The organism is Actinocorallia populi (assembly GCF_002995495.1).
Classification (GTDB): domain Bacteria; phylum Actinomycetota; class Actinomycetes; order Streptosporangiales; family Streptosporangiaceae; genus Actinocorallia; species Actinocorallia populi.
On record NZ_PVZV01000002.1, the window covers coordinates 713,713 to 729,961 of the forward strand.

Annotated in this window: 18 protein-coding genes; 12 read left to right on the forward strand and 6 right to left on the reverse strand. The window is 72.0% G+C overall.

Going from position 1 to position 16,249, the window contains the following annotated elements; genetic code table 11:
* The first annotated feature begins 155 nt into the window (after positions 1 to 155).
* From C2865_RS10320 to C2865_RS10345, 6 genes are all read left to right on the forward strand, one after another.
* A complete protein-coding gene (locus tag C2865_RS10320) occupies positions 156 to 1,451 on the forward strand; it encodes an ABC transporter substrate-binding protein (protein ID WP_106398128.1) in 1,296 nt (431 codons plus the stop codon).
* A gap of 63 nt (positions 1,452 to 1,514) precedes the next feature.
* Positions 1,515 to 2,462 (forward strand): carbohydrate ABC transporter permease, encoded by a 948-nt coding sequence (locus tag C2865_RS10325; RefSeq protein WP_106398129.1) that lies wholly within the window; start codon positions 1,515 to 1,517, stop codon positions 2,460 to 2,462.
* Positions 2,459 to 3,280, forward strand: coding sequence for a carbohydrate ABC transporter permease (locus tag C2865_RS10330; protein WP_232835494.1), 822 nt, complete (start codon positions 2,459 to 2,461; stop codon positions 3,278 to 3,280). Before C2865_RS10325 ends, C2865_RS10330 begins: the two co-directional genes overlap by 4 nt.
* Entirely contained in the window at positions 3,277 to 4,656 is a 1,380-nt protein-coding gene (locus tag C2865_RS10335) for a GH1 family beta-glucosidase (RefSeq protein WP_106398130.1), read from the forward strand. Before C2865_RS10330 ends, C2865_RS10335 begins: the two co-directional genes overlap by 4 nt.
* On the forward strand, positions 4,653 to 5,648 hold the full coding sequence (locus C2865_RS10340; RefSeq protein WP_106398131.1) for a LacI family DNA-binding transcriptional regulator: 996 nt from the start codon (positions 4,653 to 4,655) through the stop codon (positions 5,646 to 5,648). The genes C2865_RS10335 and C2865_RS10340 overlap by 4 nt, the downstream gene beginning before the upstream one ends.
* A gap of 77 nt (positions 5,649 to 5,725) precedes the next feature.
* Entirely contained in the window at positions 5,726 to 6,409 is a 684-nt protein-coding gene (locus C2865_RS10345; protein ID WP_106398132.1) for a helix-turn-helix transcriptional regulator, read from the forward strand.
* Here C2865_RS10345 and C2865_RS10350 read toward each other — a convergent pair.
* The 3 genes from C2865_RS10350 to C2865_RS10360 all read right to left on the reverse strand — a co-directional run bounded on the left by C2865_RS10350 (position 6,393) and on the right by C2865_RS10360 (position 8,613).
* Complete coding sequence (locus tag C2865_RS10350) at positions 6,393 to 6,782, reverse strand: VOC family protein (RefSeq protein ID WP_106398133.1); 390 nt, start codon at positions 6,780 to 6,782, stop codon at positions 6,393 to 6,395. The genes C2865_RS10345 and C2865_RS10350 overlap by 17 nt on opposite strands.
* Positions 6,783 to 6,958: 176 nt before the next feature.
* A complete protein-coding gene (locus C2865_RS10355; protein WP_106398134.1) occupies positions 6,959 to 8,005 on the reverse strand; it encodes a hypothetical protein in 1,047 nt (348 codons plus the stop codon).
* 77 nt (positions 8,006 to 8,082) lie between these two features.
* Positions 8,083 to 8,613 carry an NUDIX domain-containing protein gene (locus C2865_RS10360; RefSeq protein ID WP_232835495.1) on the reverse strand — a complete coding sequence of 177 codons (531 nt, stop codon included), beginning with the start codon at positions 8,611 to 8,613 and terminating at the stop codon, positions 8,083 to 8,085.
* Between the two features lie 35 nt (positions 8,614 to 8,648).
* Between C2865_RS10360 and C2865_RS10365 the strand changes: the two genes are divergently transcribed.
* Positions 8,649 to 9,329, forward strand: a complete 681-nt coding sequence (locus tag C2865_RS10365) for a peptidyl-tRNA hydrolase (protein ID WP_106398136.1) — start codon at positions 8,649 to 8,651, stop codon at positions 9,327 to 9,329.
* On the opposite strand, the gene C2865_RS10370 is transcribed toward C2865_RS10365, so the two are convergent.
* Positions 9,298 to 10,284 (reverse strand): hypothetical protein, encoded by a 987-nt coding sequence (locus C2865_RS10370; protein ID WP_106398137.1) that lies wholly within the window; start codon positions 10,282 to 10,284, stop codon positions 9,298 to 9,300. The two genes, C2865_RS10365 and C2865_RS10370, sit on opposite strands and share 32 nt — an antisense overlap.
* A gap of 184 nt (positions 10,285 to 10,468) precedes the next feature.
* Between C2865_RS10370 and C2865_RS10375 the strand changes: the two genes are divergently transcribed.
* From C2865_RS10375 to C2865_RS10385, 3 genes are all read left to right on the forward strand, one after another.
* On the forward strand, positions 10,469 to 10,780 hold the full coding sequence (locus C2865_RS10375) for a hypothetical protein (protein ID WP_232835496.1): 312 nt from the start codon (positions 10,469 to 10,471) through the stop codon (positions 10,778 to 10,780).
* Positions 10,781 to 10,967: 187 nt separating this feature from the next.
* Positions 10,968 to 12,533 carry a hypothetical protein gene (locus C2865_RS10380; protein WP_232835497.1) on the forward strand — a complete coding sequence of 522 codons (1,566 nt, stop codon included), beginning with the start codon at positions 10,968 to 10,970 and terminating at the stop codon, positions 12,531 to 12,533.
* 9 nt (positions 12,534 to 12,542) lie between these two features.
* Entirely contained in the window at positions 12,543 to 13,583 is a 1,041-nt protein-coding gene (locus C2865_RS10385; RefSeq protein ID WP_232835498.1) for a TRM11 family SAM-dependent methyltransferase, read from the forward strand.
* Positions 13,584 to 13,589: 6 nt separating this feature from the next.
* Here C2865_RS10385 and C2865_RS10390 read toward each other — a convergent pair whose 3' ends face one another.
* A complete protein-coding gene (locus C2865_RS10390) occupies positions 13,590 to 14,024 on the reverse strand; it encodes a ferritin-like domain-containing protein (protein ID WP_106398138.1) in 435 nt (144 codons plus the stop codon).
* Positions 14,021 to 14,503 (reverse strand): hypothetical protein, encoded by a 483-nt coding sequence (locus tag C2865_RS10395; protein WP_232835499.1) that lies wholly within the window; start codon positions 14,501 to 14,503, stop codon positions 14,021 to 14,023. The genes C2865_RS10390 and C2865_RS10395 overlap by 4 nt, the downstream gene beginning before the upstream one ends.
* Before the next feature lie 181 nt (positions 14,504 to 14,684).
* On the opposite strand from C2865_RS10395, the gene rimP reads away from it, so the two are divergent.
* Both rimP and nusA read left to right on the forward strand, forming a co-directional pair.
* A complete protein-coding gene (gene rimP, locus C2865_RS10400; protein ID WP_106398140.1) occupies positions 14,685 to 15,206 on the forward strand; it encodes a ribosome maturation factor RimP in 522 nt (173 codons plus the stop codon).
* Positions 15,196 to 16,224 (forward strand): transcription termination factor NusA, encoded by a 1,029-nt coding sequence (nusA, locus tag C2865_RS10405; protein ID WP_106398141.1) that lies wholly within the window; start codon positions 15,196 to 15,198, stop codon positions 16,222 to 16,224. Before rimP ends, nusA begins: the two co-directional genes overlap by 11 nt.
* Positions 16,225 to 16,249 lie beyond the last annotated feature (25 nt).

A 16,249-nucleotide genomic window follows, 5' to 3' on the forward strand; every position in this document is an offset into this window, starting at 1 on the left:
CGTAGAGCTTTCCGCAGAAGTTCATGTAACGGTTGTGTTTCGGGGGCTTGACGGGCCGGTACGCCCGGGGCTGTGATGCGTGGGAGCGCTCCCACACCCCCCGAGGACTCGACGAAGAGTCCGCTTCTCCCCACCCCGTCCTGGGAGGAACGACCATGAAGTTCACCCGCCGATCCACTGCGATCGCGGCCGTCCTGGCCGGCGTGCTCGCCGCCGGTTCCGCCTGCTCGTCCGACGACTCCGCCGACTCCGGGAAGATCACCCTGACCGTCGACACCTTCGGCAGCTTCGGCTACGAGGAGCTCTTCGAGCAGTACGAGAAGGACAACCCCGGCATCACGATCGAGCACCGCAACGAGAAGGAGCACGAGAAGGTCTACGTGCCCAACCTCCTGAAGTACCTGGAGACCGGCAGCGGCGCCGGCGACGTCGTCGCGCTCGAGGAGGGCGTGCTGACCAACCTGCGCGGCCAGTCCGACAAGTTCGCCGACCTCAACCAGTACGGCGGCGCCGAGCTCAAGGACGACTTCCTGCCGTGGAAGTGGAGCCTCGGCCAGAGCCTGGACGGCAAGTCGCTGATGGCGCTGGGCACCGACGTCGGCGGCCTGGCCATGTGCTACCGCACCGACCTGTTCGAGAAGGCGGGCCTGCCCACCGACCGCGAGGAGGTCGGGCAGCTGTGGCCGACGTGGCAGGCCTACGTCGACACCGGCAAGAAGTTCCAGGAGAAGGTCCCGGACACCAAGTTCGTGGACGGCCTGACCACGCTCTTCAACGCCGTCCTGTCCCAGGAGGCCCCGAAGAACGGCAACGTCACCTACTTCGACGCCTCCGAGAAGTACATCGCGGACACCAACCCGGCGGTGAAGTCGGCGTTCGACTTCGTCGCGGGCCTGGACCAGGACCAGCTGTCGGCGGGCCTGAAGAGCTTCACCCCGCAGTGGCAGACCGGCTTCAAGAAGGACTCCTTCGCCACCATGGCCTGCCCGGCCTGGATGCTCGGCGTGATCAAGGAGAACTCCGGTGACACCTACGACGACAAGTGGGACGTCGCGGCGGTGCCCGGCGGCGGCGGCAACTGGGGCGGCTCGTTCCTGGCCGTGCCCAAGCAGTCCGAGCACCCGAAGGAAGCGGCCGACCTGGCCAAGTTCCTGACCAGCGCCAAGTCGCAGATCACCGCGTTCAAGGCGGTCAACGCGCTGCCGACCTCCCCCGAGGCGCTGGCCGACCCGCAGGTCAAGGACGCCAAGAACGACTACTTCAACGACGCCCCGGTCGGCGAGATCTTCGCCACCACCGCGACGTCGCTGCAGCCGGTCCAGCTCGGCGTGAAGAACGTCGACGTGCGCACCGTGTTCGAGGACATCCTGGTCGCGCTCGGCCAGGACAAGCTCGACGCCGGTGAGGCGTGGCAGAAGGCCATCGAGGACGGCCGGGACAAGGCCGAATAGACGACTCCGCGAGGCGGCGCCGCAGCGGCGGCGCCGCCCCCGCCCTCGAAAGGCTCAAGTCCCATGCTCGACGTGCGCAAGCGCTCCGCCGCTTCTCCCGCGCCGCCGGCCGAGAAGGCGCCCAGGTCCCGGTGGTCGACCTGGTTCGACCTCAAGGCCGTCCCCTACCTGCTGGTCTCCCCGTATTTCATCCTCTTCTCCATCTTCGGCCTGTTCCCGCTGGGCTTCACCGTCTGGGTGTCCCTGCACGACTGGGAGCTGGCCGGCGACCGCAAGTGGATCGGCCTGGAGAACTACACCGAGCTCCTCCAGGACGGCGAGTTCTGGAACTCGGTCCTCAACACGGTCGGCATGTTCGTCCTGGCGACCATCCCGCAGCTCATCCTCGCGCTGATGCTGGCCAACGCCCTCAACAAGCGCATGCGCCTCCGCCTGCTCTACCGGCTGGGCGTCCTCGTCCCGATGGTCACCTCGGTCGTCGCGGTGGCCGTCGTCTTCGGCCAGCTGTTCGCCCGCGACTACGGCTTCGTCAACTGGCTGCTGCGCACCGACGGCCTGGACTGGACGGCCGACAAGTGGAGCTCCTGGACGGCCATCTCCGTCATGGTCGACTGGCGCTGGACCGGCTACAACGCCCTCATCTACCTGGCCGCCATGCAGGCCATCCCGCGCGACCTCTACGAGGCCGCCTCGATCGACGGCGCCTCCGCGCGCCGCCAGTTCTGGCAGATCACCATCCCCATGCTCAAGCCCGCGATCGTCTTCACCACGATCACCTCCACCATCGGCGGCCTGTCGCTGTTCACCGAGCCGGTGATGTTCGCCCAGGGCGACGTCGGAGGCGGCTCGCTCGGCCAGTTCCAGACCGTCGCCATGTACATGTACGAGAGCGCGTTCCGGCACTTCGAGTACGGATACGCCTCGGCGGTCGCCTGGATGCTGTTCATGATGATCCTGCTGGTGTGCTTCTTCAGCTTCGTGTTCACCCGGCGGATCGGGGGCGACAAGTGAAGGCCAACGTGCTCACCCGCGCGACGCTCGTCGTGACGCTGATCCTGTCGGCGTTCCCGATCTACTGGATGTTCGTCGTCGCGACGCGGTCCAACGACGTCGTCGGCATGATCCCGCCGCCGATGCTGCCGGGCGGCAACCTCGGCGCCAACCTGGAGCGGCTGTTCGCCACCGAGGACGCCAACTTCGTCCAGGGCATGATCAACTCCGCGATCGTCGCCACGACCGTGACGCTGTCGGTCGTCATCCTCAGCAGCCTCGCCGGCTTCGCCTTCGCCAAGCTGCGGTTCCGCGGCCGCGACGGGCTGCTGCTGACCGTCCTGATCACCATGATGGTGCCGCTCCAGCAGATGGGCATCATCCCGCTCTACATGATGATGGTGAAGTTCGGCTGGGTCGGCGAGCTCAAGGCCGTCATCATGCCGTTCCTGGTGAACGCCTTCGGGGTGTTCCTGATGCGCCAGTACGCCATCCAGGCGGTGCCCGACGAGCTCATCGAGGCCGCGCGCGTCGACGGATGCTCCACGCTGCGCATCTACTGGAGCGTCGTGCTGCCGGCGATGCGCCCGGCCGTCGCGGTGCTGGCGCTGTTCACCTTCATGCAGACCTGGAACGAGTTCATCTGGCCGATGGCCGTGCTGACGCAGTCCAACCCGACCGTCCAGCTGTCCATCTCCGCGCTGAACAGCGCGTACTTCCAGGACTACACGCTCGTGTTCACCGGAACGGCGCTGGCGACGGTCCCGCTGATCGCCATCTTCGTTCTCTTCGGCCGCCAGATCATCGGCGGCATCATGGAAGGAGCCGTGAAGGCATGACCACTCGGGGGTTTCCGGAGGACTTCACCTGGGGGACCGCCACGTCGGGCTACCAGATCGAGGGCTCCGTCACGGCCGACGGGCGCGGCACGTCCATCTGGGACACCTTCGCCCACACGCCGGGCAGGGTGATGAACGGCGAGCACGGCGACGTCGCCAACGACCACTACAACCGCTACGCCGAGGACGTGGCGCTCATGTCCTCGCTGGGCTACGGCGCCTACCGCTTCTCGATCTCCTGGCCGCGGGTCATGCCCGACGGCGGCGGCGAGGTCAACCAGCGCGGACTGGACTTCTACCGCAGGCTGGCAGACAGCCTCCTCGAGGCGGGCATCACCCCGTACGCCACCCTCTACCACTGGGACCTGCCGCAGAAGCTGCAGGACGCCGGAGGCTGGCCCGCCCGCGACACCGCCTACCGGTTCGCCGACTACGCGGCGGCCGTCCACGAGGCGCTCGGCGACCGCGTCAAGCACTGGTTCACCGTGAACGAGCCGTGGTGCGCGGCCTTCCTCGGCTACGCCTCCGGCGACCACGCGCCGGGCCTGCGCTCGCCGGAGCTGTCGGTCCGCGCCGCCCACCACCTGCTGCTCGCGCACGGCCTGGCCGCGCCCGTCCTGCGCGGCGGCGGCGGGATGGCCGGAGCCGCGCCGAACCTGTACGCGGTCTCGCCGGCGAGCGACGACGAGCTCGACCTGGACGCCGCACGCCGCATCGACGGGCTGCAGAACCGCTTCTTCCTGGACGCGCTGCTGCGCGGCACCTACCCGGCCGACGTCCTGCAGGACCTCGCGCCGTTCGGGTTCGAGGAGGTGATCCAGGCCGGGGACATGGAGCTGATCGGAGGCCCGCTCGACTTCCTCGGCGTCAACTACTACTCCCGCCACACCGTCAGCGCGAACAGCGACGGCGGCATGGTCGCCACGTCCCCGTTCGCCTCGGACTCGCCCTGGCCCGGCGCCTCGCACGTGTCGTTCGTGCACGGCGGGCGCCCCGTGACGGACATGGGCTGGGAGGTCGACCCCGGCGGCCTGCACGAGATCCTCACCTGGGTCGCCAAGGAGTACCCGCCCGTGCCGCTCTACATCACCGAGAACGGCGCGGCGTACGTCGACACCATGGTGGACGGCGAGGTCGACGACCCCGAGCGCATCGCCTACATCGAGGCACACCTGGCCGCCTGCCGCGACGCGATCGCCGACGGCGTGCCGCTGAAGGGCTATTTCGCCTGGTCCCTGATGGACAACTTCGAGTGGGGCTGGGGCTACGGCAAGCGCTTCGGCCTCGTCCACGTCGACTACGAGACCCAGAGGCGCACGCCCAAGAGCAGCGCCCGCTGGTACGGCCGGGTGGCACGGCAAAATGGTCTGCCGTGACTGAACAGCGTCCGACCCTCGAGGCGGTGGCCGCGCGCGCAGGAGTGGGGCGCGGCACCGTCTCCCGGGTCATCAACGGCTCACCCAAGGTCAGCGAGCACTCCCGCGAGGCGGTGCTCAGGGCGATCGAGGAACTGGGGTACGTCCCCAACCCCGCGGCCAGGACGCTGGTGACCAGGCGGACCGACACCGTCGCGCTGGTCGTCTCCGAGTCGGAGGAACGGGTCTGGGGCGAGCCGTTCTTCGCCGGGATCATCCGCGGCATCAGCGCGGGCCTGTCGGAGACCGGCCTGCAGCTGCTGCTGGCGATGGCCCAGACCCCGGCCGAGCACGAGCGGCTGGAGCACTACCTGACCGGCCACCACGTGGACGGGGCGCTGCTGCTGTCGCTGCACGGCGACGACCCGCTGCCCCGGCGGCTGGAGGAGCGCGGCCTGCCGACGGTGACGGCCGGCTCGCCGCTCGGCCGCACCCCGGTGGCCTGCGTGGACGCCGACAACAGGGGCGGCGCGCGGCAGGCCGTCCAGCACCTGGTCGACCGGGGGCGGCGGCGGATCGCGGCGATCGCCGGACCGCAGGACATGCAGGTGGGCGTGGACCGCCTGCGCGGCTACCGCGAGCTCAACCCGGGCCCCGACCTGGTCGCCCCCGGCGACTTCTCCGAGGAGAGCGGCGCGGCCGCCATGCGCGACCTGCTGGAGCGCGACCCGGAGCTCGACGCGGTGTACGCCGCCTCGGACCCGATGGCGATCGGCGCGATGCGCGTCCTGCGCGCGTCGGGCCGCACCGTCCCCGGCGACGTGGCGGTGGTCGGCTTCGACGACTCGCAGATGGCCCGCCACACCGAACCGCCGCTCACCACGGTGCACCAGCCGGTGGAGGAGATGGGCAGGGCGATGGCCGAGCTGCTGGTCGCCCGCATCCAGGGCCGGGAACCGGAGTCCCCGGTGATCATCCTGGACACCCGGCTGGTGGTCCGCGAGTCCAGCTGACCGCGACGGCCGCAGGGGCGCGTTCGGACGGGTGGCCGGTGGTCCGCGAGCCCGGCTGACCGGGGCAGACTGCAGAGGTGTACACCGAACGTGCGGCGCCGGAGGCCCGCGGAACGCTCTGGCGCAACCGGCTGCCGTCGGGCCCCTACCGGGTGCTGCCCGACGGCTGCCTCGACCTGATCTGGACGGGCGGCGAGGTGATCGTCGCCGGACCGGACACCGGCCCCCGGCAGGGAAGCGGGGCGGGGCAGATCTACATCGGGCTGCGGCTGGCCTCCGGTACGGGCCCGAGCGTCCTGGGCGTTCCGGCGCGGGAGTTCACCGACCGGCAGGTCCCCCTGTCGGACGTGTGGGGCGGGGCGCGGGCCCGCGAGCTGGCCGAGCGGCTCGCCGGAGCGAACGCCCCCGGCCGCGTGCTGGCGGACGCGGCCGCCGCGCGGCTGGCCGAAGCGGGACCGGCGGATCCGGTGGTCGGCGCGGCGCTGGCCGGGCTCGACGCGGGGGAGCCGGTGAGTCTGACCGCCGTGCGGGCGGGACTGAGCGAGCGGCAGCTGCACCGGCGCTGCCTGGACGCCTTCGGCTACGGGCTGAAGACCCTGGCCCGCATCCGGCGCATGACCCGGGCGGTCTCCCTGATCGAGGCGGGGACGCCGCAGGCCGAGGCGGCCTTCCGGGCGGGGTACGCCGACCAGGCCCATCTCGCCCGCGAGGTGAAGGCGCTGACCGGCGTCCCGCCCTCGGCGTTCAGGCCGACGGGCTGAACAGGTCGACGGCGTTGCCGTCGGGGTCGTGGAGCACGGCGTAGCGCTGCCCCCAGGGGGCGTCCCACGGCTCCAGGCCCCCGTGTCCGGCGGCGGCCATACGCGCGTACACCGCGTCCACCTCGGCCGGGCCGTCGCACAGGAACGCGAGAGAGACACGGGCCGACCCGCTCGGGGCGGTCCAGTCCGGGTGGAAGCTCCTGATCACGTCCACCCGGTCCCAGGCGAGGCGGAGCCCGCCGGGCAGGGCCGTCTCCACGTGCGGGGCGGCGTCGGCCTCCGCCGGTATGTCCAGGCCCAGGGCACGGTAGAAGGCCAGCGAGGCGGCCATGTCGGCGACCACGAGGCCGATGAGATCGAGTTGCGGCTTCATGCCGCAACGTTAGACCGCCGCAGCCCCGGGGGTCTTGAACGAAACAGACACCGGGAGCCGCGGTTCCGGGCGGGTCACTCCGTCTCGCGACTCAGCGGGGCCTTGCGGCGCGTCAGAGATGATCCGCACCGGCCGGTGAGCGTTCAGGGCGCTGGGCTCAAAGGCCCATCCGGTCCTCACCCGCGCGGCGGGAGCGTGTCACGGGCGGCCTCGGCCGCCTCGTCGAGCCGGTGCCGCAGGCTCGCCAGCAGCTCGTCGCTCTGCGCGGCGAGGCGCTCGATGGCCGGGATCGCCAGCTCGTCCCGCACGGTGTCGGCGAGCAGCTCGTCGTACTCCCGGTCGCGGCCGGCCAGCTCCTCCAGGACGCGGCAGGCGCGGTGGGCGGCGTCGGCCTCCAGCGTGCTGCGGGCGTAGCGCTCCAGCGCCTCGACCCTGCGGGTGACGGCTTCGACCGATATCCGCAGCTTCTCGCGCTGCGTCTCCTGCAGTTCGAGAAGCTCGGACGCGGCGGCCAGGCGCAGCGCTTCGGCGTCGCGGCGCAACCGGGAGTGGCGGGCCAGCACCTGGGCGATCTCCCACTCCTGGCGGGGCAGCTCCACCTCCGCGTCGATGCCCTCCAGCACGCCGTCGCGCACCACCTGGGCGCCGCGCACCTGCTCGACGGCGCGCTGGACGCGCACCAGCAGCGCCGCGGCCTCGGCGTCGAAGTCCTCGGGCACCAGGTAGCGGTCGGCGCGGTCGTCCAGCGCGCGGGCGCGGCGCACGTCGTCCAGCAGCCGCCGCGAACCGAAGGCCGCCACCGCCAGAGGCAGGGCCAGCCAGGGCCAGAAGCCGCCCAGCGGCAGGATCGCCGCGGTGCCCGCGCAGACCGCCGCGGCCGGTGCGATCCGCAGCAGCGGGCCGCGCCGGGCCACCACCGAGTCCAGCTCGGTGCGCAGCGTCGGGTCCGCCACCGGGCGCGGCGTGCCGGGCGCCTCGCCCGTGGCCGCCACCAGCGTCCAGGAGGACGGCACGTGCGTCTCGAACGCGAAGTCACCGGGGGCGATGTCCACCTCCGCCGGGCCCGGGTCCAGCGGCCAGGCGCCCACCGGACGGGCGCCCGCCTCGCCCTGGAACAGCACCCACCAGCCGCCCCGCCCGTCGTCGCAGCGGTACCTGCCGGGAGGCATGTCGATGCCGACGAAGTACGTCCCCGTGCCGGGGATCGTTCGCGTGAGAGTCACAGCCCGCTCCGCTCCGGTCGCGCCACCGGTTCCGACCGTTGGCCTACCCGGTGGGCACGGGGAATATCACGGACGATTCAGAGCTTCTCGCCGGAGAGCAGGAACATGCCGTACGCGGCGATCGTGACGGAGTCGAAGACCCTTCCCGCACGGACCAGCTTCTCGAACTCCCCGCGCGAGAACCAGCGCTGCTCCATCCCCTGCTCGGTGTGCTCGCGGGCCAGCGGACCCCGGGACAGGCCGGTGGCCAGGAAGACGTCGCACTCCTGGCTGGTCAGTCCCGGGGCGATGGCCACCCGCCCCAGCGGCACGAGCGAGGCGGCGCGCAGCCCCGTCTCCTCGGCCAGCTCCGCGCGGGCCAGCTCCTCGCCGGGCGGGCCGTCGCCGGGCCAGGTGCCCTGCACGAACTCCCACGACCGGCGGCGCAGCGGGTACCGGTACTGCTCGATGAGGTGGAAGCCGCCGTCCTCGTACGGGATGACGCAGGCGGCCGTGGGCTTGTCCACCACCGAGTACAGCCCCGGTGAGCCGTCCGGGTGCGTGATCTCGTCCTCCCGCAGGCTCATCCACTGGTTGCGGTAGACCTCCCGCGACGAAACCGGCTGCACCGCGTCCTCCCCGTTCTGGCCTAGCCTTTTCATCCATGATCGAGCATCCGCCCATCGTGCACGACGACCCTGTGGACGAGGCGCCCTGGGCGCTGCAGCTGGCCGTCCGGGTCGAGAAGTCCGAGCCGCCCGCGCACGAGGCGGCCTGCGCGGCCGCGGCCTGCGCCGTCGTGCGGCTGCTGGCCGATCCGCGCTTCGCCGAGGAGGTGCGGCGCTGGGAGGACGGGCGGATCCGCAAGGTCGTGCGGCGGGCCAGGGGAGCGCGCTGGAAGGACGCCCAGGGGCTGCCCGGCGTCACCGTCTCCTGGCGGGGGGCCGAGGCCCGCGCGTTCGCGCCGGGACCGGTGACCGAGGTGCCCGCGGCCGTCGCCAGGCTCCAGGTGGCGGGCACCGATCTGGAGCACGGCGAGATGGCCGCGCCCGAGGGGACGTACGCGGCGGTCGTGCTCAACCCCGAGGCGGGGATGAGCACCGGCAAGGCCGCCGCCCAGTCCGGGCACGCCGCGCACCTGCTCTACCGTTCGCTCGGAGCGGCCGAACGCGAGGCCTGGCTGGAGAACGGCGCGCCGGTGCACCTGGCGGACGTGCCGTGGCGCGAGGCCGTCGCGCGCGCGGCGGTGCGCATCCGCGACGCGGGGTACACCGAGGTCGCGCCCGGCACGATGACCGCGGTGGCCTGGCTGGTCACCGGCCGCCCGGACGCTGCCAGCGGTTGAGCGTGTTGAGCGCGATCTCCTGGGTGCGCGACAGGCCCGCGGGCGGCGGGCCGCCCTGCTGCGGCGCTCCCGCGGGGGCGGGGGCGCCGGGCGCCGCCGGGGGAGCCTGCTGCCCCGGCGCTCCGGGGGCCTGCGCCCGGGTGGCGCGCACCTTGGTGCTGAGCGCGTAGGACAGGAACAGCAGGAAGCCGAAGACCAGCGTGTAGACGGCGTGCTCGGCCAGCGTGAGGAACTCGCCCTTGACGATGTCGAGAACGCACAGCACGGCGAAACCGGCCACCCAGGCCAGCAGGGCGGGCAGGAACCACAGGTCCCGCCTGCGCACGAGCCCCGCCGCGGTGACGGCCAGCAGCAGCGCCTCCGCGCACTTGACGGCGATGAGGACCGGCGTGGCGAGCCCGTCGCCGAAGTAGACGGCGGCCTCCAGCTTGCGGTTGCCGAAGCCCAGCAGGCCGGTGGCGAGGTTGGTCAGCCCGTACAGCACCAGGAAGACGCCGATGGCGTAGTGCTGCCGGTGCCAGGCGCCGCCCGCCGGCGCGGAGGGCGCGGGCGGCGGAGCGTACCCCTGGGGCGGGAAACCCTGCTGCGGGTGGGCCTGCGGCTGCGGGTGGCCCTGCGGGGCCTGGAACGGCTGCTGAGGGGGCTGGGGCGGCTGCTGCGGCGCGGCGGGGACCGGGGCGACGGGGACGTCGCGCTGCTCGCTCCCTGCGGGCGGGTCCTCGCGCTGCGGCATCGGCACGGGCCGTGTGCGGTCCAGCATCGTCTCCTCGCCCCCGGAGGGCGCGGGGTCGCGCACGGTCTGCGCGAAGTCGATGGCGGGCGGACGCTGCTCGGGATAGGCGGCGCCCAGGGGCGGCGTCACGTCGGACCCGTCCTGCCCGCCCTCCGCTCCCTCGGGCGAAGGCTGACCCGGCAGGGCGAAGTCCCGCCGGGTGGTGTACGGGTCCTGCGACATCGTCCATACCTCTCATCGTCGGCTAGCGGAAAATCTATCCCGATTGCCAAGGGACGGCATTGCGATCTAGTCCATAAGGGCAGTCGTCGAACTAGATCCGGTGCTGCCCCTTGCGGGGGCCGGGACGGGCGGGAAGTGTGAATCCCGTCGGGCCACGCGAACCCTGCGAAAGTGAGCAACGGGAATGCCTGACGACACGGGGACGACCGCGCCCCTGCAGTCCATGCAGACGCGGATCGATTATCTGGAACGGCTCGGCGACGAACTCGTCGGGCGCGGTCTGAGGGTGAGGCTGACCATGCCGCTCGGCACGGCGCCCTGCCTGCACGTGATGAATCCGGAAGCGTCGGCTCTGACGGAGAACATCCTCGCGGAGCGCGGTGTGGACGGCTGGTGGTTCTGGTGGTCGTGGGCCGAGCGCATCTCGGCGGCCGACGACGTCTCCACCGCCGCGGACAGGGTCGCGCAAGTACTCGCGGCGAGTCCCGTCACGTGAAGTGAGAGGCGGTGTTCCACGAGCGCGGAACGCGCGGAGTGGTGGAACACCGCGTTTCAACGGCCCTTCTCGGCCCCTCCCCGCCGACCCCTTGCAACCAAGCGATCGCTTGTTAGATTGGCAGCACCGTGCGCGCCCCGTGGGGCGGACGGTGCAGCCGATCGTGTTCGGGGGGAGGGAGGACGGGATGATGAGACCGACCCGGAGGAAGATCTGGACGGGGGGCGTCGCCGCCGTGCTGGCGCTGTGCTCGCCGACCGCCGCGGCGCAGGCCGCGGGACCGGTGCCCGGCGGGCCGGGCGGGGACAAGGTGCCCGCCTACGTGGGCGCTCCGGCGGTGCCCCGCCCCATCGCGGGCGACCCGGTCCCGGCCAACCCCCACATGGCCGCGCCCGGCCACGCGGCCATGCACGCGGACAGCTACGCCTCCGACACCTACCCCTTCCTCGGCCCCCTGGGCCGGGACCCGCAGGTGCTCTCCGACGCCAAGGCCTACGGCCTGCCGGGCCTGTGCTCCACGGTCAACCACGCGAGGAGCACCGGGCTGCTCGTGGCCCAGTGCACCAGGGCGAGCACGTTCACGCTGCGCCTGATCGACCCCGTGACCCTCGAGGACCTGGCCGTCCACGAACTGCCGCCCCGGCCCTCCACCGTCACGGCGGTGACCGGACTGGACTTCGACAAGATCATGTCGGACACCTCCGGAGGCGCGTACTTCTACCTCGACTCCCAGGACCGCGCGGTCCTCGCCGACTCCGCCTTCCACGTCCGCCGCTTCGCGCACGTGAAGAAGAACGGCAGGTGGAGCTTCCAGGTCACCGACGACTGGGACCTCGGCGCGCACGTCCCGCACTCCTGCCCGACCTGGCGCAAGCCCAAGCCGCAGGGGGAGTGCGACCCGATCACCTCGGTGCAGCCCGACTGGAAGGGCCTCATCTGGTGGGTCACCCGCCAGGGCCGCATCGGCACCCTCGACCCGGACACCGGACGGGTCGAGGTGATCAGGCTCGACGGCGAGGAGATCCAGAACTCCTTCGCGGCCAGCCGGGACGGCGTCTCCATCGTCAGCAACCACGCCCTCTACCAGCTCAAGGCCGACGCGCGGGGCCGGCCGGAGATCCTCTGGCGCAGGACCTACGACCGCGGGACCGGCCGCAAGTCCGGCCAGCTCGACCAGGGATCCGGCACCACCCCGACCTTCCTGGACGGCGAGTACGTGGCCATCACCGACAACGCCGAGCCCCGCATGAACGTGCAGGTCCACCGGGCGGACGACGGCGGGCTCGTCTGCAGGGTCCCGGTGTTCGAGGACGGCGCCTCGGCCACCGACAACTCGCTGATCGGCTTCGGGCGCAGCCTCGTGGTGGAGAACAACTCCGGCTACGCCAACTTCCTCAAGCTGCCCGCCGGCGGCTCCTCCGTGGGCGGGATGAGCCGGGTGGACGTCACGGAGGACGGCTGCCGGACGGTCTGGACGAGCAAGGAGCGCAGCCCCTCCACCGTCGCCAAGGCCAGCGTCGCGGCCGGCCTCGTCTACGCCTACACCAAGGAGCCGCGCGAGGACCGCGTCGACGCGTGGTACCTGACGGCGATCGACTTCCACACGGGGCGGACCGTCTACAAGGTCCTGACCGGTACCGGCAAGTACTTCGACAACAACTGGGCGCCGATCAACCTCGGCCCCGACGGGACCGCCTACATCGGCGTGGTCGGCGGGCTCGTGGCCGTCCGGGACGGGAGCCGGACTCCTTAGAATTCTCCGGTGAACACGCAGCGTTTCGGGATCCTCATCCGGCCGTCCGCCAACCGGGTGTACGCCGAGTCGTCGGTCGCCCTCATGGAGGCGGAGCTGGAGGTCCTCGACCGGGCCGTCCTGGGCGGCAGGGTGAGGGACGTGGCGAGCCGGACCATCGGCGGCGTCCCCTACCTGACGTTCTCCGCCGACGACCTGTCCGCGCGCGACGTCGCCTTCCTCTCGAACCTGTCCTCCCTCTACGCGCTGTTCCGCCTGGGGGAGGGCACGGCCCTGCACCCGGTGGAGCTGAGCCCGCTGGACAGGCTCGACGACGACCTGCTCACCATCCAGAAGTACGCGGGGAAGACCAACGAGTACTTCACCAAGCTGCTGCTGAACGTCACCCTGTGGTCCTCGGACTCCGGGCCGCACATGACCGACCGCAGGCTGCGGGTCCTGGACCCCATGTGCGGCCGGGGCACGACCCTCAACCAGGCGATGATGTACGGCTACGACGCCGACGGCGTGGACATCGACGGCAAGGACTTCGATGCCTACGCGGGCTTCCTGCGCACCTGGCTGAAGCGCAAGCGGCTCAAGCACACCGCGGAGACCTCGCCCGTCCGGCGGGACCGCAGGCTCGTGGGCCGCAGGTTCGACGTCTCCTACGGCCTGTCGAAGGAGGAGTACAAGGCCGGCGACAGGCGCAGGCTCGCCGTCATCAACGCCGACACCCTCCGGGCCGCGGACTTCTTCGCCGCGGAGTCCTTCGACGTGATCGTCACCGACGCCCCCTACGGCGTCCAGCACGGCGCCCGCACCCGCGAGGCGCTGACCCGCAGCCCGCTGGAGCTGCTCACCGGCGCCCTGCCGGGCTGGGTGCGGCTGCTGCGGCAGGGAGGGGCCGTCGGCATCTCCTGGAACACCTTCGTCACCGGCAGGGAGGAGGCGGTGAAGGCACTGGCCTCGGCCGGCCTCGAACCCCTCGACGAGGGGCCGTACCTGAAGTTCCGGCACCGCGTCGACCAGGCGATCGTCCGCGACGTGATCGTCGCGCGCAAGCCCTGAGCCGGCTCAGGGGCCCGCGCCGGGGCCGGGGGTGCGCCGCCCCTCCGGCAGGCCGGGGAAGGGGCTGGGCGGGCTGGTGCGCGCCCAGCGCACCCGGCGTGTCATCGCCTCCTGCATGGCGCGGGCGGCGAACTCGCGCAGCGCCGGGTCCGCGGCCCCGGCCAGGCCCAGGTAGGCCTCGAGCAGCGCCTCCTCCAGACCGACCGCGAGCTGGGCGGGAGCGCCGTCGGGCAGCCGGTAGGAGGCCTCGGCGGCCACCGGTTCGCCGTCCCGCCCGCGGATGAGCGAGACGACCCGGTCGCGGCGGGTGCGGTGGGCCTGCCACAGGGCCGTGCTCTGCTGCCGCGCCGTGCCGCTCTGGCGGGCCCCGGCCAGCCCGTAGCCGTAGACCGCCCGGTGCTCGGCGGCCAGGACCGTCTGCAGGAGATCCAGATCGCTCATGCCATCCCCAGCGCGGTGGCGTGGCCCGCCTCGCAGGCGCCGATGCTGGCCAGCAGCTGCGCCAGCCCGGCGGGCGCGGCGGCCATGTCCGCGATCCGGGCGGCGGCCGCGGCCTTCTCGGCGGCGCGCACCGCCGGCACCGCCTCCGCGGCGCTCGACGGCGGGGTGAAGGCGGTGCCCGAGACCGCCGGGGTGGCGGTGGCGCCGCCGGTGCCCGGGACGTAGTGGCGGCGCAGGACCGCCAGATGCTCCCGATGGTCGCGCAAAGCGTCGGTGAACGCGCTGGACAGACCGGAGTAGGCGGTGGTGACCTGCTCGTAGAGGGAGATCAGGCGCTCCTCGTCCGCGATCGCGCCGAGCAGGACGGCCACCTCGGGTCCGGGCGTGAGGTCCCGCGGGGCGGGCTCCGCACAGCCCGCCAGGCAGACGAGCCCGGCCGCACCGCCCAGCACGGCGCGGCGGGAGACGGGGACGGGCAAGCGGACTCCTTCGAAAGATCGCTCTGAAGGCGGCGAACAGCATCCCACACAGGGGGTCGGAGTGCGCGAATACACACCCTGGGGTCGGGCTGTCGATAGTCTTGTCTGGTCAGAGCGTAGGTATAGCGCCCGAAAGAGCCAATAGGGAGGTCCCGTGAGTGCGGCAGCGCGAGATGGAAGCGTGCGGGGGGACCGCCAGAGGGCCTCGCTGGTCGAGCTGCTGACGCCGGTGATCGAGGCGTCCGGCTACGATCTGGAGGACATCGCCGTCTCACAGGCGGGCAGGCGTCGGGTGGTCCGAGTGGTCGTCGACGCCGACGGCGGCGTCGATCTGGACGCCATCGCGGTGATCAGCCGCGCGGTCTCGGCGGCGCTCGACGAGACGGACGTCCTGGGCGGCAGCCCGTATGTGCTCGAGGTCACCTCACCGGGCGTGGACCGCCCGCTCACCCAGCCGCGCCACTGGCGCAGGGCGGTGGGGCGGCTGGTGAAGTTCACCACCGCGGAGGGCGTCGAGGTGCAGGGGCGGGTGCTCGGCGCGGACGAGGAAGAGATCCGGCTGGACGTGGCGGGCGGGGAGCGGGCCTATCCGCTGCCGGCCGCGGGTCCGGGCCGGGTGCAGGTGGAGTTCCGCCGGATCGAGGCAGAGGACCTGCTCCACGACGAAGAGGAAGGTGGGGACGGGGAGCCTCATGGACATTGACATCAACGTTTTGCGTAGCCTCGAACGGGAGAAGGACATCTCCTTCGAGGTCGTGGTCAGGGCGATCGAGGACGCCCTGCTGATCGCCTACCACCGCACCGAGGGCGCCGCGCCGAAGGCCCGGGTGGAGCTGGACAGGGCGAACGGCCATGTGACGGTGTGGGCCACCGAGACCGCCGAGGAGGGCGAGGAGGGCGAGGGCGCCGTCGCCCGCGAGTACGACGACACACCGGAGGACTTCAGCCGGATCGCGGCGACCACCGCCAAGCAGGTCATCCTGCAGAAGCTGCGGGACGCCGAGGACGAGCTGACCTTCGGCGAGTACGCCGGGCGCGAGGGCGACATCGTCGCCGGCGTGATCCAGCAGGGCAAGGACCCGCGCAACGTCCAGGTCGACCTGGGCAGGCTCGAGGCGGTGCTGCCGCCGCAGGAGCAGGTCCCGACCGAGTCCTACGACCACGGCGAGCGGATCAAGGCCTACGTGGTCCAGGTCCGCAAGGGCCACCGCGGCCCGTCGGTGATGCTCAGCCGCACCCACCCGAACCTGGTGCGCAAGCTGTTCGCGCTGGAGGTCCCGGAGATCGCCGACGGCACCGTCGAGATCGCCGCGGTCGCCCGCGAGGCCGGCCACCGCACCAAGATCGCGGTGCGGTCGCGCAAGCCCGGGGTGAACGCCAAGGGCGCCTGCATCGGCCCGCTGGGCAGCCGGGTGCGCAACGTCATGACCGAGTTGCACGGCGAGAAGATCGACATCGTCGACTGGTCGGAGGACCCGGCGGCGTTCGTCGGGAATGCCCTGTCGCCGGCGCGGGTTAACAGTGTCGAGGTCGTCGACGCGGAGCAGCGGGTGGCGCGGGTGATCGTCCCGGACTACCAGCTCTCGCTGGCGATCGGCAAAGAAGGGCAGAACGCCCGCCTCGCCGCTCGCCTCACCGGTTGGCGGATCGACATCCGTCCGGACACCCCCTCGGGGCCGGGGGACGGGACCGCCGACCCCGCCGAGGCTTCGGCGGGGTAGACTGGTGGGTGGTGGCCACTCGGCC